The sequence below is a fragment of the Pseudomonas sp. NFX15 genome, from assembly GCF_049132105.1.
Lineage (GTDB): Bacteria > Pseudomonadota > Gammaproteobacteria > Pseudomonadales > Pseudomonadaceae > Aquipseudomonas.
On record NZ_JAFMPV010000009.1, the window covers coordinates 34775 to 60875 of the forward strand.

Genomic DNA, 26101 nt, shown 5'->3' on the forward strand with positions numbered 1-26101 from the left:
TTCAGCTTTCCCAGCCGGCTTGATAGAGCTTGCCGTGAGCTTTATCCAGCGCAGCGCGCACGGCGGGTGAATGCTGGTAGATGTCGACGAACTTGATCAGGCGCGGGTCGGTTTTACTCTTGGGCTGGATCACGAACTGAATCACGTATTCCTTGTGATCGAGGCCGTCGAACAGCAATGCGGAACCGGCATCGAACGTTTTCGACAAACGAATATAGGCGGGGTAGCCCTGCACCAGATCGGCATCGTCATAGGCACGCACCAGTTGCACGGCTTCGACCTGGAGGATTTTGATTTTCTTCGGGTTGGCGATGATGTCTTCTTCGGTGGCCTTGTAGCCGACACCCTGTTTGAGGGTGATCAAACCGGCCTTGGCCAGCAACTGCAAACCGCGACCGCTGTTGATCGGGTCATTGGCGATGGCCACGCTGGCGCCGTCGGGCAACTCGTCGAAGCTTTTGTATTTTTTCGAGTAGAGACCAACGTTGTTGATGATGCCCGGCGCGAACGGCACCAGGTCAAAACCGGCGGCAGCCTTGGCGTTTTCCAGGAACGGGATGTGCTGGAAATAGTTCACGTCGATGTCGCCAGCGGCGAGGCTGACGTTCGGTGCGATCCAGTCGGTGAACTCCACCAGTTCGACTTTCATGCCTTGTTTGGAGGCCTCTTCGACGGCCGCTTCCAGCGGGATGGCGAAGGCGGCGGTGGTGCCGATTTTCAGCGGTGCGTCGGCGGCGAAGATCGCCGAGCTGAACAGGCCGAGGGCCAGGGCCAGTGCTTTGACTGGATGGGAGAGGGAGTGCTTGGTCATGATCAGGTTTCCAGTCAGTGCATAGAATTTGGGGTGTTTGGGCGGGCCTCTTCGCTGGCAAGCCAGCTCCTACAAGGACCTGCGATAACCTGTAGGAGCTGGCTTGCCAGCGAAGCTCTTAGCGGCGAAACGCCGAACCCGTATGTTGCTCAGGCAAAAACGCCTCTCGCTCAAACAGCTTCTCGCGCAAGGTGCCGCTGTCGTATGCCGTTTTGTACGACCCGCGCCGTTGCAGCTCGGGAATCACCAGATCGATGAAATCCACATAGCTTTCCGGCGTGACGATCCGCGTCAGGTTGAAGCCATCCAGCCCGGTTTCGGCGATCCATGACTCCAGCTCATCAGCCACCTGTTCAGGCGAACCGACCACGGTGATGTAGCGACCACCGAGGGCGTGCTGATCGAGCAATTTGCGCCGGGTCCAGTCGTTGTTTTGCAGGTGTTGGGTAGCGGACTGAATGGCGTTGCTCTTTACGTACTGGATCGGCTCGTCGATCTCGTACTGGGAAAAATCGATGCCGGTCGACGCCGAGAAATGCGCCACCCCAGCCTCGGCACTGGCGTAGCTCAGGTACTCGGCGTGCTTGGCCCAGGCCAGCTCCTCAGTGGCGCCGACGATCACGTTCAGGCCCATGAACACCTTGATGTCCTCGGCGTTGCGCTCGGCTTTGATGGCGCTGGCGCGCACCTTGTCCACCTGCGCCTTGGTCGATGCCTTGGTCTGGCCGCTGATGAACACGCACTCGGCATGCCGCCCGGCAAACAGCAAGCCGCGATCGGAGCTACCCGCCTGGAACAGCACCGGCGTGCGCTGCGGCGACGGCTCGCACAGGTGATAACCCTCGACCTGATAGAACTCGCCCTTGTGCTCGACCTTGTGCACTTTGTCTGGCCGGGCGTAGATCCGTTGCTGCGGATCGTTGAGCACCGCGCCGTTTTCCCAGCTGCCTTCCCAGAGTTTGTAGAGCACCTGCAGGTACTCGTCGGCCTGGTCGTAGCGGCGGTCATGCTCGACCTGTTCGCTCAGGCCCATGGCTTTGGCGGCGCTGTCGAGGTAGCCGGTGACGATGTTCCAGCCCACCCGTCCACGGCTCAGGTGATCCAGCGTCGACAGGCGACGGGCGAACAGGTACGGCGCTTCGTAGGTGAGGTTGGCGGTCAGGCCGAAACCGAGGTTTTTCGTCACCGCGGCCATTGCTGAAACCAGCAGCAACGGGTCGTTGACCGGCAACTGGATCGACTCTTTGAGCGGCACGTCCACCGAATTCCGGTAGACGTCGTAGACCCCGACGATGTCGGCGATGAACAGGCCGTCGAACAGTCCGCGCTCCAGCAGTTGTGCCAGTTCGGTCCAGTACTCGATCGTGTTGTAGTGGGTGGACGTGTCGCGCGGGTGCGTCCACAAGCCATGGTTGATGTGCCCGATGCAGTTCATGTTGAACGCGTTGAGCAGGATTTTCTTTTTCGATGTGGTCATCAGATGGTCCCCCGCAGTGGCGGGTTTTCATCGTTGAGGTAGTAGTTGCCCACCGCGTGATATTTCCAGCGCACCGGGTCGTGCAGCGTGTGCACCCGGGCGTTGCGCCAGTGGCGGTCGAGGCCGTGTTCGCTCAAGGTCGCCTGGCTGCCGGCCAGTTCGAACAGTGTGCTACCGGCAACCAGGCAGATTTCAGTGCTCAGGGCGCGGGCTTCGGCGACGGCAATCGATGCCGCGGCGACGGTTTCGGCGTTGGTCTCGGCCTGGGCCTTGTCGAGGTATTCACCGGCACGCTCCAGCAGTGCCTCGGCGGCGTGCAGGCGAATACTCAGGTGGCCGAAACTCTTGAGGGTGAGTGGGTCGTCCGTGGCTTTTTCGTGGGTGGCGTCGATCCAAGGCCGGGTTTTCGTGCGCACAAAGTGCAGCGCATCTTCATAGGCAGCACGGGCGATGCCGGTGTCGATGGCAGCATGGAGAATCTGCGCCAGCGGGCCGACCGGGGTTGGTCGCTCGAAGGCGCTTTGAAAGGGAATGACATCCTCGGCCGTGACGTAGACCTCTTCGAACACCACCGAACCGCTACCCGTGGTGCGCTGGCCGAAGCCGCTCCAGTCGTCGATCACCGTCAGGCCCCTGCTGCTGCGCGGGACGAACGCCAGTTGCTGCACGCCGTTTTCATCCACCACCGAGGTCGGAATGCGCTGTGCGTAGATAGCGCCTGTGGCGTAGAACTTGCGCCCGTTAATGCGGTAGCCGCTGCCGTCACGAGTCAGGCGAGTGACGCGGTCATGGGCGGTTTTGGTACCGAGCTCGGCCAGGGCATTACCGAAGCGCTGGCCGGCCAATACTTCGGCGTACAGGCGTTGCCGCTGTTCGTGGCTGCCGTTCACGCGCAACACTTCCAAGGCATAGAAATGGTTCTGCGGGATCTGCCCCAGGGAGCCGTCGGCCCGGGCAATGAGGGCGATGACCTTGGCCAGGGTGACGTTGGAAACACCGGCGCCGCCGTATGCCTTTGGCACGCTGATACCCCACAGCCCCGAGCGGGAAAACACGTCCAGTTCCGGGTATGGCAATCGGCGTTCACGGTCGCGTGGGGCGCTGTCGCGTTTGAAGTCTTCGGCCAGGTCGCTGGCGACAATGAGGGCTTGCTCATCGCTGGTGATGACCGCGACGTGCTGAGAATGAGTCATGTTGTTCTCCAGATGTCTGGTCGTCAGATCCAGGAATGGCGATTAGGCAGCGTGCCGTTGAGTCGATAGGCGCCGACCGCGTGATACTTCCAGCGCACCGGGTCGTGCAGGGTGTGCACCCTAGCGTTGCGCCAGTGGCGGTCGAGGTTGAATTCGGCGAGGGTGGCGCGGCTGCCGGCCAGTTCGAAGAGCTTTTCGCTGGCCAGCAACGAGATCTCGGTGGTCAGCACTTTGGCTTCGGCCACGGCAATCGAGGCGCGCGCGGCAGCCTGGGCGGTGAGCGGCGCGGCGCTGACGTCATCGAGCACTTGCCCGGCCTTGCGCAGCAGCGCTTGGGCAGCATGCAGTTCGATTTTCAACCTGCCGATATCGGCGATCACGTACAGGTCATCGCTGGCCCGCTCGACCTTGGCGTCGATCCAGGGCCGTGCGCGGGTTTTCACGAAGTCGATGGCATCGTCGATGGCGCCTCGGGCGATACCGGCGTCGATGGCCGCTTGGATCAGTTGCGAGACAGCGCCCTGGATATTCGGCGTGTCGTTGATCCGCCAGTTATCCACGACCAGTTCGGGGTCGACCTGCACGTTGTTGAGCAAGATCGTTCCGCTGGCGGTGGTGCGCTGACCGAAGCCGGACCAGTCATCGACAATGCGCAAGCCCGGTGTGCCACGACGAATGAACGCCAGCACCTGCTTGCCGTCTTCGTTGAGCGCCTTGACCGCAACCCAGTGGGCAAACAGCGCGCCTGTGGAATAGAACTTCTGGCCATTGAGGATGCCGTCGGCGCTGATGCGGGCCTTCAGCTCCAGGGTGTTTTTGCTGCCACGTTCAGGCCCGGCATTGCCGATGCGCCAACCGTCGAGCACGCTTTTGAACAGCTGCTGTTTCTGCGCCTCGGTGGCACTGCCGAGCACCAGATTGAGGATGCCAAACTGGTTTTGCGGGATCTGCCCGAGCGCCGGGTCTGCCGCGGAAATGATCGCGAAGACCTCGGCCAGGGTCACGAACGAAACCTGCGGGCCGCCGTATTCGCGGGGAATGGAAATACTGCCCAGACCGCTGCGGGTGAACTGTTCGATCTCAGCCCACGGCAACTTGCGCTGCTGGTCGCGCCTGGCCGCTTGCTGGCGGGCAACCTGTGCCAGTTCATGGGCCGCTTTGATGGCTTGAGCGTCGTTGCGCAGGATTTGCGCAGGTAACAACAACGGGGCGATGTCCAGGTCACTCTGGACGATTGCATCTGCCAGACTGGACATCAGCGCCACTCCTTGGCTGCACGCAATGCCCTGGCGATCTGCACTGGGGTGAACGTGTTCCGGACCATACCTACCTCACATCTCATGAAAGCGCCGCTTGTGGCCGCGCATTGAAAACAAGAATGTCCGGTGGTCCGGTGTATATACCCTAAACGCGTATAAAAGTTTTAGAAACTAACTTTTTGGAATATCAATAGAAGCGTGTTCTCCAGCGCAGAACGCAATCCCTGTGGCGAAGGGTCTTGCCCCCGTTGAGGTGCGAAGCGCCTCCACCGGCCGAATGAATTTCTCCAGTTAAAACCCATTAGCCGGTTTTACGACTGCTGCGCAGCCGAGCGGGGGCAAGCCCCCTCGCTACAATCTGTGTTCATTGATGGCTGGATTCAGCAGCCTTGAGCATTTTTTTCGGGGGCGTGTTCAGGTAAGGATTTGCGCAACCAATCTTCAGCATCCTGGCCGGCGCCCAGCGCGAGTTGTTGCCCACCCGGTCGAGAATGCAATACGTCACTTCCAGCCGCAGGTCTTCGCCGGCTTCAAGGATGATCGCCGGCGGGATCCAGACCTGAACCGGCTGGCCTACATCGCCGGACGTGAGTCGAGGCAGGTCCATGCGCACATCGCCCCAGCGCAAAGTGATTTCATCGTCGACGGCCATGTTCAGGTACGGCTCGATGGTCAGGGGAACACCGCGTTTGACCTGGCTTGGGTTGACCCCCTTGCGGCGAATCGCCTCGGGAATGTTCACCGGTGCCAGGTGCTGGTTTTCATCATCGCCCAGCGTAGAGGGTTGGCCGCCAGGGCAGTCGAGTTTGATCTGCACGTTGCAACCGGCCGATATCGCCGGGTCCCGGCCTACCTGCATGACCCGGTAGTGAAGGCGTGACGTACCGTTGGCGACGAAGCTCTCGGGGACCCGCAACTGCACCGGTTGCCCGACATCGCTGGCTGCCAGCACGCGCGATGCCACGTAGCAGTTGTCCCAGAACAATTCGATCAGGTCGCCTTCGTCCATGGCGGGGTAGGGCGCAACGTCGATCAGCAGGTGCGCGGCGCAGGTGATACTGATGCCGGTCTTGTTCGATTGCGCCAGGGTCGGGGCCAAAAGCTCGGGTTTGTTCGCGGTGCTTTTCATGAAGTCTCCTTGAAGTCTTGCAACGAAGTCCGTTTCTGGAAAATCAAAAACCAAATATCGAACAGCAAAACCATTCATTACTTTGAAATGAAATAATGATTTGAGCGTGATGAGTGTCGCTGACTGGAGACTAGATAAGAGTTATCAATAAGCAGTGTCAATGAAATTTGTTAGTTGCGTGGCGGGATTGTGGTTATTCGGAAAGTTCCTACGCTGGCAAGTAAGTAAACCCTACTCTTGTGTCGAATTTATCCGCTGATGGCCGCGTTGCACGGTCGCTGTGGCTTGGGTTGGCGGTTATGTGCTTCGACCGTTGATTGAGTCGAGTCATTCGGTTTATTTGTTTCTACACATATATATGTACCGCACGTGCTGACAAAAACAACGTGTCGAATATATAAGGTCAATGGGGTATTAGTGCGGTGTTTGTTTTGAAGTGGTATCACTTCCGTCCCTGGAAGTTGACCATTGCTGCGTAGGTGTATTAGTTGTGGGCGTTATTCAGGAACTTGCTGAGAAACTGCTTCGTGCGTTCTTCTTTAGGGTTGGCAAACAGCGCCTTGGCTTCGCCTTGTTCGACGATCACGCCCTTGTCAAAAAACACCACGCGGTTGGCCACGTCGCGGGCAAAACCCATTTCGTGGGTGACGATCACCATGGTGCGCTTCTCTTCAGCGAGGCCACGGATGGTCGCCAGTACTTCGCCCACCAGCTCCGGGTCGAGGGCCGAAGTTGGCTCGTCGAACAGGATTACTTCGGGCTCCATTGCCAGCGCCCGGGCAATCGCCACGCGCTGTTGCTGGCCACCGGAGAGGCGACGCGGGTAAGCGTCCTCTTTGCCCGCCAGGCCGACCTTGGCCAACAGTTTCTTGCCCAGGGCTAAGGCGTCGGCGCGAGGTGTCTTCTTGACCACGATCGGGCCTTCGATGACGTTTTCCAGGGCGGTGCGGTGGGGGAACAGGTTGAAGTTCTGGAACACGAAGCCCACGTGCTGGCGCAGGTTGCGCACCAGGCTTTGCTGCTGGTTCAACGGGCGGCTGGTATCGATCTCGATATCGCCGACCTTGATCCGGCCGCTGGTGGGTTCTTCGAGGAAGTTAAGGCAGCGCAGGAACGTAGTCTTGCCCGAGCCACTGGGTCCGATGATCGCGACCACCTCGCCTTCCTTGACCTCAAGATCGATGCCGTTAAGCACGACTTGACCCTTGAACTTCTTTGTCAGTTTTTCCACGACAATCATCGGGTCAGGACTCCTGGTCGTGCCGATTGGCCCGCTCTTCCAACTTGTTCTGCAGGTGCGACAGCACCGTGGCCAGAATCCAGTAGATCAGCGCGGCGGCAAGATACATGGTGAAGACTTCGAAAGTCCGGGCGGTAATCAGCTGCGCCTGACGGAACAGCTCCGGCACCTGGATGGTGGCGGCCAGTGCCGTGTCCTTGACCAGTGAGATGAAGCTGTTGCCCAGCGGCGGCAGCGCCGTGCGCATCGCTTGCGGCAGGATGGCCCGGCGCAGGGTTTGCGCACGGGTCATGCCGATGCTCGCAGCGGCTTCCCATTGGCCGCGTTCGATCGATCCGATCGCGGCACGCAGGATTTCACAGGCGTAGGCGGCCATGTTCAGCGAGAAGCCGATCAGGGCCGCGGGCAGCGGATCCAGTTCCAGACCCAATTGCGGCAAGCCGTAATAGATCACGAACAGTTGCACCAGCAACGGCGTGCCGCGAAAGAACGACACGTAGATGCGGGCAATCCAGCTCACCAGTTTGAAGCGCGACAGGCGCATCAATGCCAGGCCGAAGCCCAGCAGCAAGCCGAAGAACATGCCGCCAAGACTGAGGATGACCGTGTAGTACGCGCCCTTGAGCAGAAAGGGCGCGGAGTCCAGTGCGAGTTGGAAAGCTTCTTCCATTATTGAGTGACGTCAGCTTGGAAGTATTTTTCCGAGATCTTGGCCAGGGTGCCGTCGGCACGCAACTCATCGAGGGCCTTGTTCACGGCTGCCAGCAGTTCCGGCTCACCTTTGCGCAGGGCAATACCGGACTCCTGACGGGAGAACGCTTGACCGGCAGCCACGGTTTTCGGGGCTTTCTTGGCGTATTCAAGCGCGGCGAGGCGGTCGATCAGGATCGCGTCGGTACGGCCGTTGTTCAGGTCGGCGAACTTGGTCGGATCATCGTCGTAGGTGCGCACGTCAGCGCCCGGCACGTTGGCGCGGACCCACTGCTCGTAGTTGGTACCCAGGCCTACACCGACTTTTTTGCCGGACAGGTCAGCGGCGGTCTTGATGTTCAGCGCGGCTTCCTTGTCCTTGAGCACCAGCGCTTGAATCCCGGAGATGGTGTACGGCTCGGAGAAGTCATACTTCTTCTTGCGTTCCTCGGAAATGGTCACCTGGTTGACCACGACGTCCAGGCGCTTGGATTCCAGGGCCGCGAGGATGCCGTCCCACTTGGTTGGCTGAATCTTGGCTTTGACGCCCAGTTTTTTCGCCAATGCTTCGGAAAGTTCGACTTCGAAGCCGGCCAGTTTGCCGTCGGCGTCGACGAAACTGAATGGCGGGTAGGTGCCTTCCAGGCCGACGTTGATCACGCCGGCATCCTTGATTTTTTGCAGTTGCTCACCGGCAACCGCCTGGCCGATCAGGCCGGCGCTCAGTGCCAGGCCCAGTGAACCCACCAGCAGATTGCGACGTAGTGCGGAAAAATTCATGACAAGCCCCTGTGTTTTCTTATGGAAGACTTTTTAAGGAAAGTTGGCAAATTCGGGATTTGGACGACTGCGATATCCTGCCCTAATGCAGCTTATGCGTCTCGCTGCAAATTCGCCTGCAGCATGACTATAAGATGACGTAGTTAGATATAAAAATAATAAATATTCTATTTTATATTCTTTATGGGTATATATCAGTGAGTCGCCGCGAATCCCTGTAGGCGCTGGCTTGCCAGCGAAGGCGGCGTGTCAGTCAACATTAATGTTGGATGTAGCCGCCTCTTCGCTGGCAAGCCAGCTCCTACAGGGTTCGCGTTGTATCTGTACTGGCTTTACAGATAATTCTTATAGGCAAACAACGCCGGTGCCCCACCCGTGTGCAGGAAAATGATCGGCCCCGCATCGAAACGCTGACGCCCGATCCCGTCCAGCATCCCCGCCATGGCCTTGCCAGTGTAGACCGGGTCCAGCAGCAAGCCTTCCTGGCTCGCCAGCAGCTTCACCGCCGCCAGTGTCCCGGCATTTGGCTCGCCGTAGCGCGGGGCGAAATACTCATCCCACAACTCGACCTTGAACGCGTCCGGCAAGCTCACGCCCAGCAACTCGGCGGTACGCTCGGCCAGCCCCTGGACCTTTGGCCGTTGATCTTCATCGCTGCGCGACACCGTCACGCCGATCACGGGCAGATCCGGCAGTGTTTCACTCAAGGCCAGTGCCAGACCGCTGTGGGTACCGGCGCTGCCCGAGGCCAGCACGACGGCGGCGAAGGTCAGGCCGGTGTCCTTGATCTGCTCGGCCAGTTCCAGTCCGGCGCGAACGTAACCCAATGCACCCAGGGCATTGGAACCACCGATCGGCACCAGATACGGCTTTTTGCCGTTGCTGCGCAGCCGGCCGGCGAGCGCTTGCAGTTGCTCGTCGGCGTTGTCGAGGTTTTCCACCAGTTCGACCTTGGCATCGAACAGGTCGAGCAGCAGGCGATTGCCATTGCCGGTGTAATTGCTGTCAGTGGTACCGAGTGGGTTTTCCAGGAGGGCCACGCAGCCAAGACCCAGTTTCGCGGCAATGGCGGCAGTCTGGCGTACGTGGTTCGATTGCAACGCGCCGGCGGTGATCAAGGTGTCGGCGCCCTCGGCCAGGGCATCGGCGGCCAGGTATTCGAGTTTGCGCAGCTTGTTGCCGCCCATCGCCAGTGGCGTCAGGTCATCGCGTTTGACGTACACCTCGCGACCCAGCCAGGTCGACAGGCGTTCGAGTTTTTCCAAAGCGGTGGGCTGACCGAGCAGGTCGAGGCGGTTAAAGCGGGCGAGCTGTTGTTTGATCATGGGTCCGTACTGGCCGTTGAAGGTCTTCGGACTATAGGCACGCGAAAAAGCCTGGGCAACTGCCAATCGCTTATAGCCAATCGAACTGAGCACAGCACTATTGGTTCTTAATTTGCCTCGCGACCCTTGCCGTAAAGTATTCGCCGTCAGTGCGGCCAGACAGTCCGGTCGCCCGTGAGGAGTTTTTACCGTGAGTGAGCGTTCCAGCCATTGGCAATTGCAGACCATCGTCAGCCAGCTGCGCACGGCACGTGAACAGTGGCGTGCCCAAAACGGCCGGGCCAGCGGCGAGCAGGGCGGTCGTGAATTACCCTCCCGGGCGGCCATGGCAGAGATTCTCGAAGCCCTGTGCGGCGCCTTGTTTCCGATGCGCCTGGGGCCGGTCGACCTGCGCGAAGAAAGTGAGGACTTTTATGTCGGTCACACGCTGGACGTGGCGCTGAATGCGCTGTTGGCCCAGGCGCGCCTCGAACTGCGTTACGCCGCACGCCACAGTGCCCAAGCGGATTCTGAAGTCGAAGCCAAGACTATCCAGATCATCCAGGACTTTGCCCTCGCGCTGCCGGGGTTGCGCAGCCTGTTGGACACCGACGTGCTGGCGGCCTATCACGGCGACCCGGCGGCGCGCAGTGTCGATGAAGTGCTGTTGTGCTACCCGGGGATCCTCGCGGTGATTCACCATCGCCTGGCGCACCATTTGTACCGCGCCGGGTTGCCGTTGCTGGCGCGGATCAGCGCGGAAATCGCTCACTCGGCCACCGGCATCGACATTCACCCTGGCGCGCAGATCGGCCGCAGTTTCTTCATCGACCATGGCACTGGTGTGGTGATTGGCGAAACCGCGATCATCGGCGAGCGCGTGCGGATCTATCAGGCCGTGACCCTGGGCGCCAAGCGCTTCCCGGCGGACGAAGACGGCCAGTTGCAGAAAGGCCAGCCGCGCCATCCGATTGTCGAGGATGACGTGGTGATTTATGCCGGGGCGACGATTCTCGGGCGGATCACCATCGGCCAGGGTTCGACCATCGGCGGTAACGTCTGGCTTACCCGCAGCGTACCGGCGGGCAGCAACCTGACCCAGGCGAACCTGCAGCATGATGATGGGGCGCAGAAGTAGGGTCCCGAAATTATCGCTGGGCAATACGCCGCTTTCGCTGGCAAGCCAGCTCCTACAAGGTCGACGTAATACCTGTAGGAGCTGGCTTGCCAGCGAAAGGTTTCAAGGCCAACACAAAAATGGGTCAACCCCAAAGATCTGACTCTTCCCCGTTCTCAAGCTAGTGTAGGACCGCGACCATCGAGCCCCGCGATTAGTCCTTAGCCCCCTATCCATGTTTAACTTGAACGTTCATTCAAGTTAAACCGGCGGTTCGCTGCCCGCTCACAACAGGAGGCTTGCCTTTGCTGAGTCCGATTTCTACAGCCACGTTTTACCCCTTCGAGGTGCTCCGAACGTGAGTGCGCCCTCCATTCCTCCAAGCGGCCTGGTCCGCATGAACCCGCCGGTGTTCTGGTTCTCGGCAAGCTTCATTCTGTTGTTCGGCATCGTGGTGATCGCCATGCCCGAACAGGCCGGCGCCTGGTTGCTGGCGGCGCAAAACTGGGCGGCCAATACGGTCGGCTGGTATTACTTGTTGGCGATGACCCTGTATCTGGTCTTCGTGGTGGTCACCGCGTTATCGGGCTACGGCAAGATAAAACTCGGTGCCGACCACGACGAACCCGAATTCAGTTATCTGTCCTGGGCCGGCATGCTGTTCGCCGCCGGGATCAGCATCACCCTGTTTTTCTTTTGCGTGTCCGAGCCGCTGACCCACATGCTCCAGCCCCCCCAAGGCGAGGCCGGCACGGCGCAGGCGGCGCGCCAGGCCATGCAGATTCTGTTTCTGCACTGGGGCCTGCATGGTTGGGGTGTGTTCGCCTTTGTCGGTATGGCGCTGGCCTATTTCGCCTACCGGCATAACCTGCCGCTGGCCCTGCGGTCGGCGCTGTACCCGCTGATCGGCAAGCGCATCAACGGCCCCATCGGCTACGCGGTGGATGGCTTCGGCATCATCGCCACGGTCTTCGGCCTCGGTGCCGACATGGGCTTCGGCGTGTTGCACCTCAACTCGGGCCTGGACTACCTGTTCGGCATCGCCCACACCCAATGGATTCAGGTCGGCCTGATCACCTTGATGATGGGAGCGGCGATCATCGTCGCCGTCTCCGGCGTCGATAAGGGCGTGCGGGTCATGTCCGACATCAACATGTTGCTGGCCTGTGCGCTGTTGTTGTTCGTGCTGTTCGCCGGCCCCACGCAGCACTTGCTCAACACCCTGATCCAGAACCTCGGCGACTACCTCGGCGCCTTGCCGATGAAGAGTTTCGACCTGTACGCCTACGACAAACCCAGCGACTGGCTGGGCGGCTGGACGGTGTTCTACTGGGCCTGGTGGATTGCCTGGTCGCCGTTCGTGGGACTGTTCATCGCACGGATTTCCCGTGGCCGCACCATCCGCGAATTCGTCTTCGGCGTGCTGTTGATCCCGCTCGGCTTCACCTTGGCGTGGATGTCGATCTTCGGCAACAGCGCCATCGACCAGGTACTCAACCACGGCATGAGCGCGCTCGGTATGTCGGCCATCGACAACCCGTCGATGACCCTCTACCTGCTGCTGGAAACCTACCCGTGGAGCAAAACCGTGATCGCGGTGACGGTGTTCATCAGCTTCGTGTTCTTCGTCACTTCGGCCGACTCCGGCACCGTGGTGCTCTCGACGTTGTCCGCCAAGGGCGGCAACCCCGATGAAGACGGGCCGAAATGGCTGCGGGTGTTCTGGGGCGCGATGACCGCGCTGGTGACCAGTGCGTTGTTGTTCTCCGGCAGCATCGATGCGTTGAAGTCGGCGGTGGTGCTGACCTCGCTGCCGTTCTCGTTGATTTTGCTGTTGATGATGTGGGGGCTGCACAAGGCGTTTTATCTGGAGTCGCAAAAGCAGATTGCGCAGATGCATTCCCTGGCGCCGGTGTCCGGTTCACGCCGCGGCGGCTGGCGTCAGCGCCTGAGTCAGGCGGTGCACTTCCCCTCGCGCGATGAGGTGTATCGCTTCCTCGACACCACGGTGCGCCCGGCGATTGAAGAAGTGTCGGCGGTGTTCCGCGAAAAGGGGCTGCACGTGGCCCTGCACCCGGACCCGGCCCATGACAGCGTCAGCCTGGAAATCGGTCATGGCGACCAGCATCCGTTCGTTTATCAGGTGCAGATGCGCGGCTATTTCACGCCGTCCTTTGCCCGTGGCGGCATGGGTTCCAAGCAGCTCAACAATCGCCGTTACTACCGGGCGGAAGTGCATTTGAGCGAGGGCAGCCAGGACTACGATCTGGTCGGCTACACCAAGGAGCAGATCATCAACGACATCCTCGACCAGTACGAACGGCACATGCAGTTCCTGCACCTGGTGCGCTGATCGCGGGCAAGGCGCCGGGGCTTTTCAGCGCTCGGCGCTCAGCACCATGAACAACACCAGCGCCGCCACTGGAATGCTGAACACGATCGTGCCAATCCCCAATTCCGTGCTCAACGACCGCCTGGCGATGACCACGCCGATGGCGCCATTGATCACCGTCAGCGCCAGCCACAGCACCACGAAACCGTAGGTCAATGTCTGGCGGCTGAAGCCGATTCGCTCGCCGATGAACAGCATCAGGGCGAGCAGGGCCAGGCCGAACGCGATGATGATCGTCGTGTGCATGACTGCTTCCATCCTTGCGATAGCGATCGCTGTTTCGTTGCTTGGGCGACTGTGTGCCTGTCGAGCCCGGTCACGCAAGCCTGTCATGGTTTTGTGCAATTGCACGGCTGATTGAATTTTTGTGAAACGTTTCAGCATTTAGTCGAATCCCGGGTTTTTTGCGGCTCGTGCGGGCGTATGCTGGGCGACTGGCGAAACAGTCGAGACCAGATTCAAGACCGACAAGAGAGGATTCGATGACTTACACCGCTGCCGAAAACCGCTATGACGCCATCCCTTACCGCCGCGTGGGTCGCAGCGGTCTGGTGCTGCCGGCCCTGTCGCTGGGCCTGTGGCACAACTTCGGCGACAGCACGCCGATCGACACCCAGCGCGCATTGCTGCGCACTGCCTTCGACCTGGGCATCAACCACTTCGACCTGGCCAACAACTACGGCCCGCCGTACGGCAGCGCCGAGATCAATTTCGGCCGTTTGCTGCGCGAAGACTTCAAGCAATACCGCGATGAACTGATCATCTCCAGCAAGGCCGGTTGGGACATGTGGCCGGGGCCTTACGGGCAGGGCGGCGGCTCGCGCAAGTACGTGCTGGCCAGCCTCGACCAGAGCCTGCAACGCCTGGGCGTGGACTACGTCGATATTTTCTATTCGCACCGTTTTGACCCGGACACCCCACTGGAAGAAACCGCCAGCGCACTGGCGACAGCGGTTCAGCAGGGCAAGGCGCTGTACATCGGTATCTCGTCTTATTCCGGGGTGAAAACCCGCGAAATGGCGGCCTTGCTCAAGGAATGGAAAGTGCCGTTGCTGATCCACCAACCGGCCTACAATCTGCTCAACCGCTGGGTGGAAAAAGACCTGCTGGAGACCACCGAAGAACTCGGCACCGGGGTGATTGCCTTCACGCCGCTGGCCCAGGGGCTGTTGACCGACAAGTACCTCAACGGTGTGCCGGCGGACGCGCGGGTCAACCGCCCGGGCGGTGGTTCGTTGCAGGCGTCGCACTTGTCTGACGCCAACATTGCTCACGTCCGTGCGCTCAACGAGATCGCCAAGCGTCGTGGCCAGAGCCTGGCGCAACTGGCCTTGGCCTGGACCCTGCGCGACCCACGGGTGACCTCGGCGCTGATCGGCGCGAGCCGGCCGGAGCAAATCATCGAGAACGTTGGAGCGTTGAAGAACCTGAGCTTTAGTGCAGAGGAACTGGCGGAAATTGACCGGTTTGCCCAGGAGGGCGGGATCAATCTGTGGGAGAAGCCTTCTACGGCTGAGTAATTTTCAGCGCCTGTCCCGGCCCCAATCGCGAGCAGGCTCGCTCCTACAGGGAAACGCATTCCAATGTAGGAGCGAGCCTGCTCGCGAGGGGCCGTATCGGCCAATAAAGAAATCAGGGTTCAGCGAAAGAACGGCACATCCCCCAACACCGTCGCCCGCTGCATCACACGCCGCGCCGGCCGGTAATCGTCCACCGCGTAATGCTGGGTCACGCGGTTGTCCCAGAACGCAATGTCGTCCTGCTGCCAGCGCCAGCGAAGGGTGAATTCCGGCCGCGTTGAATGGGCGAACAGGAACTTCAGAATCGCCTCGCTCTCGGTTTCCGACAGCTCGTTGATCTTCGACGTGAAGCCTTCGTTGACGAATAGCGAACGACGCCCGCTCACCGGGTGTGTGCGGATCACCGGATGCGACAACGGCGGATTCTTGCGTCGTGCTTCTTCCCATTGGGCCAGTGCTTCAGGCGTGTTGCCGTAGCGCTCCAGCGGAAACGAACGGGTGAAATCGTGGGTGGCGGTCAGGCCTTCGAGCAAGGTTTTCAGCGGCGCCGACAGCGCTTCATACGCCGCAATCCCGCTGGCCCACAACGTGTCGCCGCCAAACGCCGGCAGCAGCTTGGCGCTGAGCACCGCGCCCATGGCCGGGGTCGGCAGGAAGGTCACGTCGGTGTGCCAGATCGCGTTATCGCGCACGTCGGTGACGGCGGTGTCGAGGATCAGCACTTCCGGCTGCTCCGGCACATTCGGGTAGATCGGGTGAATATGCAGGTCGCCGAAGTAGGCGGCGAAGCGTGCCTGTTGCTGTGGGGTGATCGGCTGGTCGCGAAAGAACAGCACTTGATGCTTGAGCAGGGCTTGTTCGATGGCGTCGCGATGTTCCGCGCTCAGCGGCTGGCTGACGTCGACGCCGCTGATTTGCGCGCCGAGGGCGGAGCTTAAAGGGACGATGGTCAGGTGGCTCATGGTGGATCTCTTCAATCAGGAGGTGCCAACTGTAGGAGCGAGCCTGCTCGCGATCGCGGTGCATCAGTCAAAGCATTGTTGCCTGATAATCAGCAATCGCGAGCAGGCTCGCTCCTACAGGGGTGTTCAATATTCAGTGGGCCTGGCCGTGCCATGGCACCAGTTTGCGTTGCAGGGCGCGCAGGCCCATTTCCATGGCAAAGGCGATCAGCGCGATCACCAGAATCCCCAGTACCACCACATCGGTGACCAGGAATTGCGCTGCCGATTGCACCATGAAGCCCAGTCCACTGGTGGCGGCAATCAGTTCGGCGGCGACCAGCGTCGACCAACCCACACCCAGGCCAATGCGCACCCCAGTCAGGATGTCCGGCAGGGCACTCGGCAAAATCACATGGCGAATCAACTGCGCCCGGGAGGCACCCAACGATTGAGCTGCGCGCAATTTGGCCGGGTCGACCGTGCGCACACCGGTGGCGGTGGCGATGGCAATCGGGGCGAAGATCGCCAGGTAGATCAGCAGCACTTTCGACAACTCACCGATGCCGCACCAGATCACGATCAGCGGCAGATAAGCCAGCGGCGGAATCGGTCGGTAGAACTCAATCAGCGGGTCGAGCACGCCACGGGCAATGCGGTTGGCACCGATGGCGATGCCTACCGGCACGGCCGTGAGAATTGCAAAACCGAGGCCCAGGCCAATTCGGCTCAGGCTGGCACCGAGGTGCTGCCACAGGGTTGAGTCCATGTAGCCCGAGGTCGCCAGCAGCCAGCCTTTTTGCAGCACGGCGCAGGGTGGCGGCAAGAACAGCGGCTCGATCAAACCGGTCGCCGTCACGGCCCACCAGACAACAACGAGCGCGGCCAGCGTCAGTAGACTGATCCAGCGCGTGCTCAAGCGGCGGCGTACCGCCGTTACGGTCGAGGCTGGCGTTATCGCAGCCACGGGAACCTGGTAACTGCTCATGCGCGCTCCTGGCGCTGGGCGGCGCTGCGTTGGGAGAACACTTTGGCGAGGACGTGTTCGCGGGTTTCAATAAAACGCGGGTCGGATTTGATCGAGCGGGCCGACTCACCGGCGGCATAACGCTGGCCGAAGTCGAGGCTCAGACGCTCGACGATCTGCCCCGGGTTCGGCGCCAGCAGAATCAGGTCGGTGGCAAGGAACACGGCTTCTTCAATGTCGTGGGTAATCAGGAACACCGGTTTGGCGGTGCGTTGCCAGACTTGCAGCAACAGTTCCTGCATTTGCTCGCGGGTGAAGGCATCGAGGGCGCCAAAAGGCTCGTCCATCAGCAACACGCGCGGGTCGGCGGCGAGGGCGCGGGCCAGGCCGACACGCTGCTTCTGGCCACCGGACAGTTGCCAGATGCGCCGTTGTTCAAAACCGCAAAGGTCGACCAGGGCGAGCATCTCCCGGGCACGAGCCTCGCGTTTGTCCCGGGCAATGCCGGCCAGCTCAAGGCCGAAGGCAACGTTGGCCAGCACGTCTTGCCATGGCAACAGTGCGTCGTCCTGGAACACCACGCCGCGTTCGGCACTCGGGCCTTTGACCGGCACGCCGTCGAGGGTGATGCGCCCGACGCTGGGTTCGACGAAACCGGCAATCAGGTTCAACAGCGAAGTCTTGCCACTGCCGGACGGGCCGAGGGCAACCAGCAACTGCCGGGGCCCCAGGCTCAGGGAGATATCCGACAACACCGGTTCCGGGTTGCCGGGGTACTGTGCGCTGATGCGCTCCAGCTGTAGCAAGGCCATCGCGTTGACTCCCGATCAGTTGGTGATGAACTTGGCGCTGACGTACGGCGCGTAGTCCGGCAGTACCGCCTCGACCTTGCCTTGTTCCTTGAGGAAGGCGGCGGTGTCGGTGATGGCTTTGGTGGTCGGTGCGCCGAGGGTGATCACCTGGTCAGCGGCCAGCGGGTAGACGTTGCCTTGCAGCAGCAATGGAATGTCGGAGGCCTTGGCGCCAGACAGCTTCACCAGCTTGTCGACGTTGCCCTGGTTGGCCAGCCACGCTTGTGGGTCTTTGCGGTATTCGGCGTAGGCATCGAGAGTCACTTTGGCGAACGCGGTGACGATTTCCGGGTGCTTCTCGGCGAAATCCTTGCGCACGATCCAGGCATCGAAGGTCGGCGCGCCGAACTTGGCCAGTTCACCGGAGGTGATCAGCACTTTGCCATTTTCCTTGGCGACACCCAGGGCCGGGTCCCAAACGTAAGTGGCGTCGATGTCACCGCGTTTCCAGGCAGCAATGATTGCCGGTGGCGCGAGGTTGAGCACGGTGACTTTCGACGGGTCGATCTTCCAGTGCTTCAGTGCGGCGAGCAGGCTGTAGTGGCCGGTGGATACGAACGGCACGGCGATTTTTTTGCCGATCAGGTCTTGCGGGGTCTTGATCCCGGAACCGTCGCGCACGACCAGGGCTTCGGCGGCGCCGATCTGGGTGGCGATGAGGAAAGTTTCAACCGGGACTTTGCGGGTGATCGCGGCGGTCAGCGGGCTCGAACCGAGGTAGCCGATCTGCACGTCGCCGGAAGCGATGGCGGCAATGACGTCGGCACCGTTGTCGAACTTGCGCCAGCTGATATCGGCCTTGGTGGCTTTTTCGTAGGCGCCGTCGGCCTGGGCGACTTTCGCCGGGTCAACGGTGGTCTGGTAGGCGACGGTGAGGTCGGCCGCCTGGGCAAAAAAGCTCGCGGTAGCCAACGTAGCGGCCGCCAGCAAGCGAAGGGGGAAAGTCAGTTTCATCAGAAAAGCTCCTTGTCAGGCGACCGAGTGTCGGCATGAGAAAGAGACTAAATGATCTAAGAATTAGAAAATAAATAACTTTTTCGAATTAGCTTATGAGAGGAAAAATACTCTGTCAGTTCTTTGTAGGAGCCGGCTTGCCGGGGAACCGGGCGATGCGGTGTGACAGGTGCACCGCTTTCGCTGGCAAGCCAGCTCCTACAGGTGGTGACTAGTTGCTGATCGCCAGGATGCTCGCCTGGTAGGCACCGACGAACACATCGAAATCACCGACTTCGTTCTGCTCAAGCTCAGCCTGCTGAGCCAGCGACGAACGTGCACGCTCTTCAAACTTCGCCTGTTCCTCAGCGGGCAATGGCTCGCTGCGGAAGAACTCGGCATGGGCCTGGCTCTGGCGCAGGGAGAACTGGGCAAAGCTCTCCTTGTGTTCGGCCATCGCCGCCAGCACCTGGGCCGAGGGCGTCAGGGACGGGTCCTGAACCTTTTTCATCTGGGCGTCCAGCGCTTTGCTGTGAGCATCACCGCCATGGCTCTGATCGAGCATCGCCGCCAGGGGCGCAATGTTCTCCAAAAGCTCGCCGGCCCATTCCTTCAGGGTAACCGGTTGACCGTCACGCTGTAATTGCAGGCCCGGACGACGACCTTCCTTGACCACGCTGAGGAAGTTCGAGGTCGCGTTGCCGCAACTGGTGTTGGTCAGCAGCGGGCTGTCGTTGAGCGCGCAATACAGCAGGAACGCGTCGAGGAAGCGCGACTCGGTGAGGTCGATGCCCATCGGCAGGAACGGGTTGATGTCCAGGCAACGCACTTCGACGTACTGGATGCCCCGGGCCACCAACGCCTGGATCGGCCGCTCGCCGGTGTAGGTCACGCGTTTCGGGCGGATGTTGGAGTAGTACTCGTTTTCGATCTGCAGGATGTTGGTGTTGAGCTGAACCCACTCGCCATCCTTGTGCGTGCCGACTTCAACGTACGGTGCGTACGGCGTGGCCACCGCTTTGCGCAGGCTGTCGGTATAGCTGGCCAAGTCGTTGTAGCACGGTGTCAGGCCGGCCTGGGCATTGCTCTGGTAACCCAGGTCGCTCATGCGCAGGCTGGTGGCGTACGGCAGGTACAGGGTGTGCGGGTCCAGTTGTTCCAACTGGTGCGAACGACCACGCAGGAACCCGGCGTCCAGCGCCGGCGATGCCCCGAACAGGTACATCAGCAGCCAGCTGTAGCGGCGGAAATTGCGGATCAGCGCGATATAGGACGACGACTGGAAATCGCGGTCGGTGCCGACAAAACCCTCGGCCTGCCGGAGCAGTGGCCAGAGCTTTTCCGGCAGGGAAAAGTTGTAGTGGATGCCGGCAATGCATTGCATGGTCTTGCCGTAACGCAGGGCCAGGCCCTTGCGATAGACGTACTTGAGCTGCCCGATGTTGGACGTGCCGTAGTAGGCAATCGGGATGTCTTCCTCGGCCGGCAACGGGCACGGCATCGATGGACTCCACAGGTACTCGTTGCCGAGCTTGCTGTAGGCAAAGCGGTGAATGCTGTCCAGGCTCGCCAGCGTGTCCGCCGGGTCGGGCAGGGCTGGAGTGATGAACTCCAGCAGCGACTCGGAGTAGTCGGTGGTGATCTGTTCGTTGGTCAGCGCGGAACCCAATTCTTCCGGGTGCGGCGTTTGCGCCAGGCGACCTTCGCCGGTCACGCGCAGGCATTCACGTTCGATGCCGTGAAGGCACTGTTCGAGCAGAGAGAGGTTAGCGCGCTCGCCGAGCAGAGCCAGGCGGCGGTTGAGAAGTTCGCTCAAGTTGGATTCCTTCACGCGTCAGTCGCCCCAATATGGGGGTGGGCAAGACGGTCTACAAGGGTGAAGTTAAAACTGGCGTTTTCGCCTGGTTTTTATGCCGCACTGAATCGGTCAATCACTGATTGCAGCATTCCCCGTTGGAGCCAGTCTGTGGCGAGGGGGCTTGCCCCCGTTGGGCTGCGAAGCAGCCCCAAAATCTCATGGACCAGGATTTTGTGAGTGCTACGCACTCAAACGGGGGCAAGCCCCCTCGCCACAAACTGGATCCCACAGGGTTTCATGGCGTCGAAATTAACTCAAATCGATGACATCTCGCTACAGCACCGCGAACGTGCCTTGAGCTTTTGCGACCAGTTTGTCGCCCTGCATCACATCGGCTTCAACCACCAGGGTGCGCCGGCCCGGGTGGATAACCCGCGCCGTGCACATCACCTCGCCGTCAGCGACGGCGCGGATGTAGTTGATCTTGCATTCGATGGTCGCACTCTGCTGGTCAAAGCCGTGGGTGCTGGAGCAGGCCAGCCCCATGGCAATGTCCACCAGGCTGAACAAGGCCCCGCCGTGCATCTTTTCGGCGCGATTGCGCAGAGGCGGCTCCAGCCCCAGGGCGACTTGCGCCACCCCCGTTTCCAGGCTGTGCAAGCGACACCCCAGCAGCTTGAAAAAGGCGCTTTCGGTGTAACCGGCAGGGATGTCCATCAGCGTTTCTTCAACTGCTTGGCGTTGGCAAACAACGACGCCATGGCGTTGTTGCTCGGTGCTGCTGCCGTGGTTTCCTTGCGCGGTGCGGTGTTCTGGGATTGGCGTGGCGCCGACCCCGGACGTGCGCCGCGTGCACCATCGATTTTCTCGCCCGGGGTGTCGCTCATGCGCATCGACAGGCCGACACGTTTGCGCGGGATATCGACTTCCATGACCTTGACCTTCACCACGTCACCGGCCTTCACCGCTTCGCGCGGATCCTTGATGAACTTCTCCGAAAGCGCAGAGATGTGCACCAAACCGTCCTGATGCACGCCGATGTCGACGAAGGCACCGAAGTTGGTCACGTTGGTCACCACGCCTTCGAGGATCATGCCCAGTTGCAGGTCCTTGAGGTCTTCGACGCCTTCCTGGAACTCGGCGGTCTTGAACTCGGGACGCGGGTCACGGCCGGGCTTGTCCAGTTCCTGGAGAATGTCAGTGACGGTCGGCAGACCGAAGGTTTCGTCGGTGAACTTCTTCGGATCAAGGCGCTTGAGAAAACCGCTGTCGCCGATCAGGGAGCGAATGTCGCGATCAGTTTCGGCGGCGATACGCTGCACCAGCGGATAGGCTTCCGGGTGCACCGCGGAGGCGTCCAGCGGGTTGTCGCCGTTCATTACGCGCAGGAAGCCGGCGGCTTGTTCGAAGGTCTTTTCGCCCAGGCGCGGGACTTTCTTCAACGCAGCGCGGGTCTTGAACGCGCCGTGCTCGTCGCGGTGGCTGACGATGTTTTGCGCCAGGGTCGCGTTGAGGCCGGAGATCCGTGCCAACAGTGCCACCGAAGCGGTGTTCACGTCGACGCCCACGGCGTTCACGCAGTCCTCGACCACGGCATCCAGGCCACGGGCCAGTTTCAGCTGCGACACGTCGTGCTGGTACTGGCCGACGCCGATGGATTTCGGATCGATCTTCACCAGTTCCGCCAACGGGTCTTGCAGGCGACGGGCAATCGATACCGCGCCACGGATTGACACGTCGAGGTCCGGGAATTCCTTGGACGCCAGTTCCGACGCCGAGTAAACCGATGCGCCGGCCTCGGATACCATGACCTTGGTCATCTTCATGGCTGGGTATTTCTTGATCAGTTCAGCGGCCAGTTTGTCAGTCTCGCGGCTGGCGGTGCCGTTGCCGATGGCGATCAGGTCCACCGAATGCTTGGCGCACAGGGCGGCGAGCACGGCGAGGGTCTGGTCCCACTTGTTGTGCGGTACGTGCGGGTAAACGGTGGCGTGATCGAGCAGCTTGCCGGTGGCGTCAACCACCGCGACCTTGCAACCGGTGCGCAGGCCAGGGTCAAGGCCCAGGGTGGCACGCGGGCCGGCCGGCGCCGACAGCAGCAAGTCGTGCAGGTTGTGGGCGAACACGTTGATCGCTTCGGTTTCCGCGCCATCGCGCAGTTCGCCCAGCAAATCGGTTTCCAGGTGGGTGTAGAGTTTGACCTTCCAGGTCCAGCGCACCACTTCGCCCAGCCATTTGTCGGCGGCGCGGTTCTGGTTCTGAATGCCGAACTGTTGGCCGATCATGCCTTCACACGGGTGCATGCTGCCCGGCAGCTCGTCGCCGACTTTGAGTGCGGAGCTGAGGATGCCTTCGTTGCGGCCACGGAAAATTGCCAGCGCGCGGTGCGATGGCATGCTTTTCAGCGGTTCGTCGTGTTCGAAATAGTCGCGGAACTTGGCGCCTTCCTCTTCCTTGCCGGCGATTACGCGGGCACTGAGGGTGGCTTCCTGTTTGAGGTAGTTGCGCAGCTTGTCGAGCAGGCCGGCGTGTTCGGCGAAGCGCTCCATCAGGATGTACTTGGCGCCTTCGAGGGCCGCCTTCACATCGGCCACGCCTTTTTGTGCGTCGATGAAGCGTGCGGCTTCGGTGTCCGGGCTCAGGGACGGGTCGTTGAACAGGCCGTCAGCCAGTTCACCGAGGCCGGCTTCCAGGGCGATCTGGCCCTTGGTGCGGCGCTTTTGCTTGTACGGCAGGTACAAGTCTTCGAGGCGGGTCTTGGTGTCGGCGAGCTTGATGTCGCGTTCCAGTTGCGGCGTCATCTTGCCTTGCTCTTCGATGCTGGCAAGGATGCTGATGCGCCGTTCGTCGAGTTCTCGCAGGTAGCGCAGGCGCTCTTCCAGATGACGCAATTGCGTATCGTCGAGGCTGCCGGTCACTTCTTTCCGGTAACGGGCGATGAAAGGAACGGTAGAGCCTTCATCGAGTAGCGCGACGGCCGCTTCGACCTGTTGTGGGCGTACACCGAGTTCCTCGGCGATGCGGCTGTTGATGCTGTCCATAAAACCACCTGACAAATTGTGAAAGCAGGCTCGCAGGCGCATGAATAGGGCCTTGGCGAGTCTGGTTGAGCGGCCTGGCCAGCGCCGCTGCCTGGGTCAATAGGCAATGCGTTGACCCGTGAAATCGAACAATTACTGCTGACGCCATAAAAATAAATCGCGTCGCTCTGTAGTACCTGTCTGACGTTGCCTGACACAAAAGGCCGCGCATTATAACCAGCGTTACGGCATTCGGGGGCATCGTGGATTACCGGTGCAATGGCTGGTTTTCTGGCACTAAAGGAAAAATCTGCTAACAATGCACACGGTGCGTATAACGGCAGCTACGCCATAATGCGCGCCGAGATCAAAGGAGCATCCAATGAGCAGCACTGCACAAACTGCTGAAGGCGAAAAAATTCTTATCGTTGACGACGATCCGGGGCTCAGCAGCCTGCTGGAACGCTTTTTCGTCAGCAAGGGCTACCGCGCCCGTGCCGTACCGAACACTGAGCAAATGGATCGCCTGCTGGCGCGCGAAGTGTTCAACCTGGTCGTCCTCGACCTGATGTTGCCCGGCGAAGACGGCCTGACCGCCTGCCGCCGCCTGCGCAACGCGAACAACCAGATTCCGATCATCATGCTCACCGCCAAGGGCGACGAGCTGAGCCGTATCAAGGGCCTGGAACTGGGCGCGGACGATTACCTGGCCAAGCCGTTCAACCCCGATGAGCTGATGGCCCGTGTCAAAGCGGTCCTGCGTCGACAGTCGGCACCGGTGCCGGGCGCGCCGGGCAGCGAAGACGAAAGCGTGACCTTCGGTGACTACGAGTTGTCCCTGGCCACCCGCGAACTCAAGCGCGGCGAAGAAGTGCACATGCTCACCACCGGTGAGTTCGCGGTGCTCAAGGCGCTGGTGATGAACGCGCGTCAACCGCTGACCCGCGACAAGCTGATGAATCTGGCCCGTGGCCGCGAGTGGGATGCCCTGGAGCGCTCCATCGATGTGCAGATCTCCCGTCTGCGCCGGATGATCGAACCCGATCCGTCCAAACCGCGTTACATCCAGACTGTCTGGGGCGTGGGTTACGTGTTTGTACCGGACGGTACCGCCACCAAGTGATGGGCGATTTGTAGGAGCGGGTCTTGCGGGCAGCCGATCAATCGATCCTGTGCGCAGACTCGCGATCCGCAATATGCGAGCATCGCTCGCTCCTGCAAGTGTGTAACGGTTATCCATGAAAACCCCCGTTTGGTTCCCCCAGAGCTTTTTCTCCCGCACCCTTTGGCTGGTGCTCATCGTCGTACTCTTCTCCAAGGCACTGACCCTCGTTTACCTGCTGATGAACGAAGACGTGCTGGTGGACCGCCAGTACAGCCACGGCGTCGCCCTGACGCTGCGCGCCTATTGGGCGGCCGATGAAGAAAACCGCGGCAAGATCGCCGAGGCTGCGACCCTGATCCGGGTGGTCGGTGCCGGCGTGCCGGAAGGCGAACAGCACTGGCCCTACAGCGAGATCTACCAACGGCAGATGCAGGCGGAGCTGGGTGCCGACACTGAAGTCCGGTTACGCATGCATTCGCCACCGGCGCTGTGGGTCCGTGCGCCAAGCCTGGGCGATGGCTGGCTGAAGGTTCCGCTGTACCCCCATCCGTTGCGCGGCCAGAAAATCTGGAACGTGCTGGGCTGGTTCCTCGCCATCGGCTTGCTGTCCACGGCGTCGGCCTGGATCTTCGTCAGCCAGCTCAACCAACCGCTAAAGCGCCTGGTGTATGCCGCACGGCAACTTGGCCAGGGCCGCAGTGTGCGTCTGCCAATCAGCGATACGCCGAGTGAAATGACTGAGGTTTATCGCGCCTTCAATCAGATGGCCGAAGACGTCGAGCAGGCCGGTCGCGAGCGTGAGCTGATGCTGGCCGGGGTGTCGCACGACCTGCGTACACCGTTGACCCGCCTGCGCCTGTCGCTGGAACTGATGGGTGATCGCACCGACCTGACCAACGACATGGTGCGTGACATTGAAGACATGGACGCGATTCTCGACCAGTTCCTGGCGTTCATTCGCGACGGGCGTGATGAGTCGGTGGAAGAAGTCGACCTGAGCGACCTGGTGCGCGAAGTGGCAGCGCCGTATAACCAGACCGAAGAAAAAGTGCGATTGCGCCTGGAGCCTATCCAGCCGTTTCCATTGCGTCGGGTATCGATGAAGCGTTTGCTGAATAACCTGATCGGCAACGCGCTGCATCATGCTGGCAATGGCGTGGAGGTGGCAGCGTATGTGTCCGGTGACACCGCGGCGCCGTATGTGGTGCTGAGCGTCATGGACCGTGGTGCGGGTATTGATCCCTCGGAGCTGGAAGCGATCTTCAACCCGTTCACCCGTGGCGACCGCGCCCGTGGCGGCAAGGGCACCGGGTTGGGGTTGGCGATCGTCAAGCGGATTGCTTCGATGCATGGCGGCAATGTCGAGCTTCGCAACCGCTCGGGCGGTGGGCTGGAAGCGCGGGTGAGGTTGCCGTTGGGGTTGATGTTGCCGCGCGATGCGGTTTGAAAAAGCAGATTTTTTCAGCGGGCTGATGGCCCCTTCGCTGGCAAGCCAGCTCCCACAGGGTTTTCGGCTGTACACAAAAATAGTGTTCACTGAAGATCACTGTAGGAGCTGGCTTGCCAGCGAAGGC

22 protein-coding genes are annotated in these 26101 nt (G+C 60.8%); 5 read left to right on the top strand and 17 right to left on the bottom strand.

From position 1 onward, the window contains the following. Position 1: 1 nt before the first annotated feature. The 9 genes from J1D76_RS12090 to J1D76_RS12130 form a co-directional block, all read right to left on the bottom strand. Positions 2-811 (bottom strand): MetQ/NlpA family ABC transporter substrate-binding protein, encoded by an 810-nt coding sequence (locus J1D76_RS12090; RefSeq protein ID WP_421138543.1) that lies wholly within the window; start codon positions 809-811, stop codon positions 2-4. A gap of 118 nt (positions 812-929) precedes the next feature. Beyond that, positions 930-2288, bottom strand: coding sequence for an LLM class flavin-dependent oxidoreductase (locus tag J1D76_RS12095; protein WP_421138544.1), 1359 nt, complete (start codon positions 2286-2288; stop codon positions 930-932). Beyond that, positions 2288-3481 carry an SfnB family sulfur acquisition oxidoreductase gene (locus tag J1D76_RS12100; RefSeq protein ID WP_421138545.1) on the bottom strand — a complete coding sequence of 398 codons (1194 nt, stop codon included), beginning with the start codon at positions 3479-3481 and terminating at the stop codon, positions 2288-2290. Before J1D76_RS12100 ends, J1D76_RS12095 begins: the two co-directional genes overlap by 1 nt. A gap of 23 nt (positions 3482-3504) precedes the next feature. Then, entirely contained in the window at positions 3505-4737 is a 1233-nt protein-coding gene (locus J1D76_RS12105; RefSeq protein ID WP_421138546.1) for an SfnB family sulfur acquisition oxidoreductase, read from the bottom strand. Between the two features lie 367 nt (positions 4738-5104). After that, positions 5105-5869: a hypothetical protein gene (locus J1D76_RS12110; protein WP_421138547.1), complete on the bottom strand. Its 765-nt coding sequence runs from the start codon at positions 5867-5869 to the stop codon at positions 5105-5107. A gap of 484 nt (positions 5870-6353) precedes the next feature. Continuing rightward, positions 6354-7109, bottom strand: a complete 756-nt coding sequence (gene tcyN / locus J1D76_RS12115) for an L-cystine ABC transporter ATP-binding protein TcyN (RefSeq protein WP_421138548.1) — start codon at positions 7107-7109, stop codon at positions 6354-6356. A 4-nt stretch (positions 7110-7113) separates the two neighbouring features. Continuing rightward, the gene (gene tcyL / locus J1D76_RS12120; protein ID WP_003220607.1) at positions 7114-7779 is read right to left on the bottom strand and encodes a cystine ABC transporter permease; all 666 of its coding nucleotides are present in this window, start codon (positions 7777-7779) and stop codon (positions 7114-7116) included. Beyond that, positions 7779-8579, bottom strand: coding sequence for a cystine ABC transporter substrate-binding protein (tcyJ, locus tag J1D76_RS12125; protein ID WP_421138549.1), 801 nt, complete (start codon positions 8577-8579; stop codon positions 7779-7781). The genes tcyL and tcyJ overlap by 1 nt, the downstream gene beginning before the upstream one ends. A 332-nt stretch (positions 8580-8911) precedes the next feature. Continuing rightward, positions 8912-9904 (bottom strand): D-cysteine desulfhydrase, encoded by a 993-nt coding sequence (locus J1D76_RS12130; protein ID WP_421138550.1) that lies wholly within the window; start codon positions 9902-9904, stop codon positions 8912-8914. Positions 9905-10094: 190 nt separating this feature from the next. Between J1D76_RS12130 and epsC the strand changes: the two genes are divergently transcribed. Together epsC and betT are read left to right on the top strand one after the other, a co-directional pair. After that, entirely contained in the window at positions 10095-11021 is a 927-nt protein-coding gene (gene epsC, locus J1D76_RS12135; RefSeq protein ID WP_421138551.1) for a serine O-acetyltransferase EpsC, read from the top strand. A 376-nt stretch (positions 11022-11397) separates the two neighbouring features. Beyond that, on the top strand, positions 11398-13353 hold the full coding sequence (gene betT / locus J1D76_RS12140; protein ID WP_421138676.1) for a choline transporter BetT: 1956 nt from the start codon (positions 11398-11400) through the stop codon (positions 13351-13353). Positions 13354-13377: 24 nt separating this feature from the next. On the opposite strand, the gene J1D76_RS12145 is transcribed toward betT, so the two are convergent. Further along, positions 13378-13638, bottom strand: a complete 261-nt coding sequence (locus tag J1D76_RS12145) for a hypothetical protein (RefSeq protein WP_421138552.1) — start codon at positions 13636-13638, stop codon at positions 13378-13380. Positions 13639-13874: 236 nt separating this feature from the next. Here J1D76_RS12145 and mgrA point away from each other — a divergent pair, with 236 nt between their 5' ends. After that, a complete protein-coding gene (mgrA, locus tag J1D76_RS12150; RefSeq protein ID WP_421138553.1) occupies positions 13875-14912 on the top strand; it encodes an L-glyceraldehyde 3-phosphate reductase in 1038 nt (345 codons plus the stop codon). A gap of 119 nt (positions 14913-15031) precedes the next feature. Here mgrA and tauD read toward each other — a convergent pair whose 3' ends face one another. From tauD to J1D76_RS12185, 7 genes are all read right to left on the bottom strand, one after another. Further along, a complete protein-coding gene (gene tauD, locus J1D76_RS12155; protein ID WP_421138554.1) occupies positions 15032-15874 on the bottom strand; it encodes a taurine dioxygenase in 843 nt (280 codons plus the stop codon). Between the two features lie 133 nt (positions 15875-16007). After that, entirely contained in the window at positions 16008-16841 is an 834-nt protein-coding gene (tauC, locus tag J1D76_RS12160; RefSeq protein ID WP_421138555.1) for a taurine ABC transporter permease TauC, read from the bottom strand. Continuing rightward, positions 16838-17632 (bottom strand): taurine ABC transporter ATP-binding subunit, encoded by a 795-nt coding sequence (gene tauB / locus J1D76_RS12165; RefSeq protein WP_421138556.1) that lies wholly within the window; start codon positions 17630-17632, stop codon positions 16838-16840. Before tauB ends, tauC begins: the two co-directional genes overlap by 4 nt. Positions 17633-17647: 15 nt before the next feature. Then, on the bottom strand, positions 17648-18625 hold the full coding sequence (tauA, locus tag J1D76_RS12170; RefSeq protein WP_421138557.1) for a taurine ABC transporter substrate-binding protein: 978 nt from the start codon (positions 18623-18625) through the stop codon (positions 17648-17650). Positions 18626-18836: 211 nt separating this feature from the next. Beyond that, positions 18837-20420, bottom strand: a complete 1584-nt coding sequence (gshA, locus tag J1D76_RS12175) for a glutamate--cysteine ligase (RefSeq protein WP_421138558.1) — start codon at positions 20418-20420, stop codon at positions 18837-18839. 315 nt (positions 20421-20735) lie between these two features. Then, complete coding sequence (locus tag J1D76_RS12180) at positions 20736-21119, bottom strand: PaaI family thioesterase (protein ID WP_421138559.1); 384 nt, start codon at positions 21117-21119, stop codon at positions 20736-20738. Next, positions 21119-23443, bottom strand: coding sequence for a Tex family protein (locus tag J1D76_RS12185; RefSeq protein WP_421138560.1), 2325 nt, complete (start codon positions 23441-23443; stop codon positions 21119-21121). Before J1D76_RS12185 ends, J1D76_RS12180 begins: the two co-directional genes overlap by 1 nt. Positions 23444-23804: 361 nt before the next feature. On the opposite strand from J1D76_RS12185, the gene ompR reads away from it, so the two are divergent. Together ompR and J1D76_RS12195 are read left to right on the top strand one after the other, a co-directional pair. Beyond that, complete coding sequence (gene ompR / locus J1D76_RS12190) at positions 23805-24545, top strand: two-component system response regulator OmpR (protein WP_007972873.1); 741 nt, start codon at positions 23805-23807, stop codon at positions 24543-24545. Positions 24546-24660: 115 nt separating this feature from the next. Next, positions 24661-25974: an ATP-binding protein gene (locus J1D76_RS12195; protein ID WP_421138561.1), complete on the top strand. Its 1314-nt coding sequence runs from the start codon at positions 24661-24663 to the stop codon at positions 25972-25974. Positions 25975-26101: the final 127 nt, after the last annotated feature.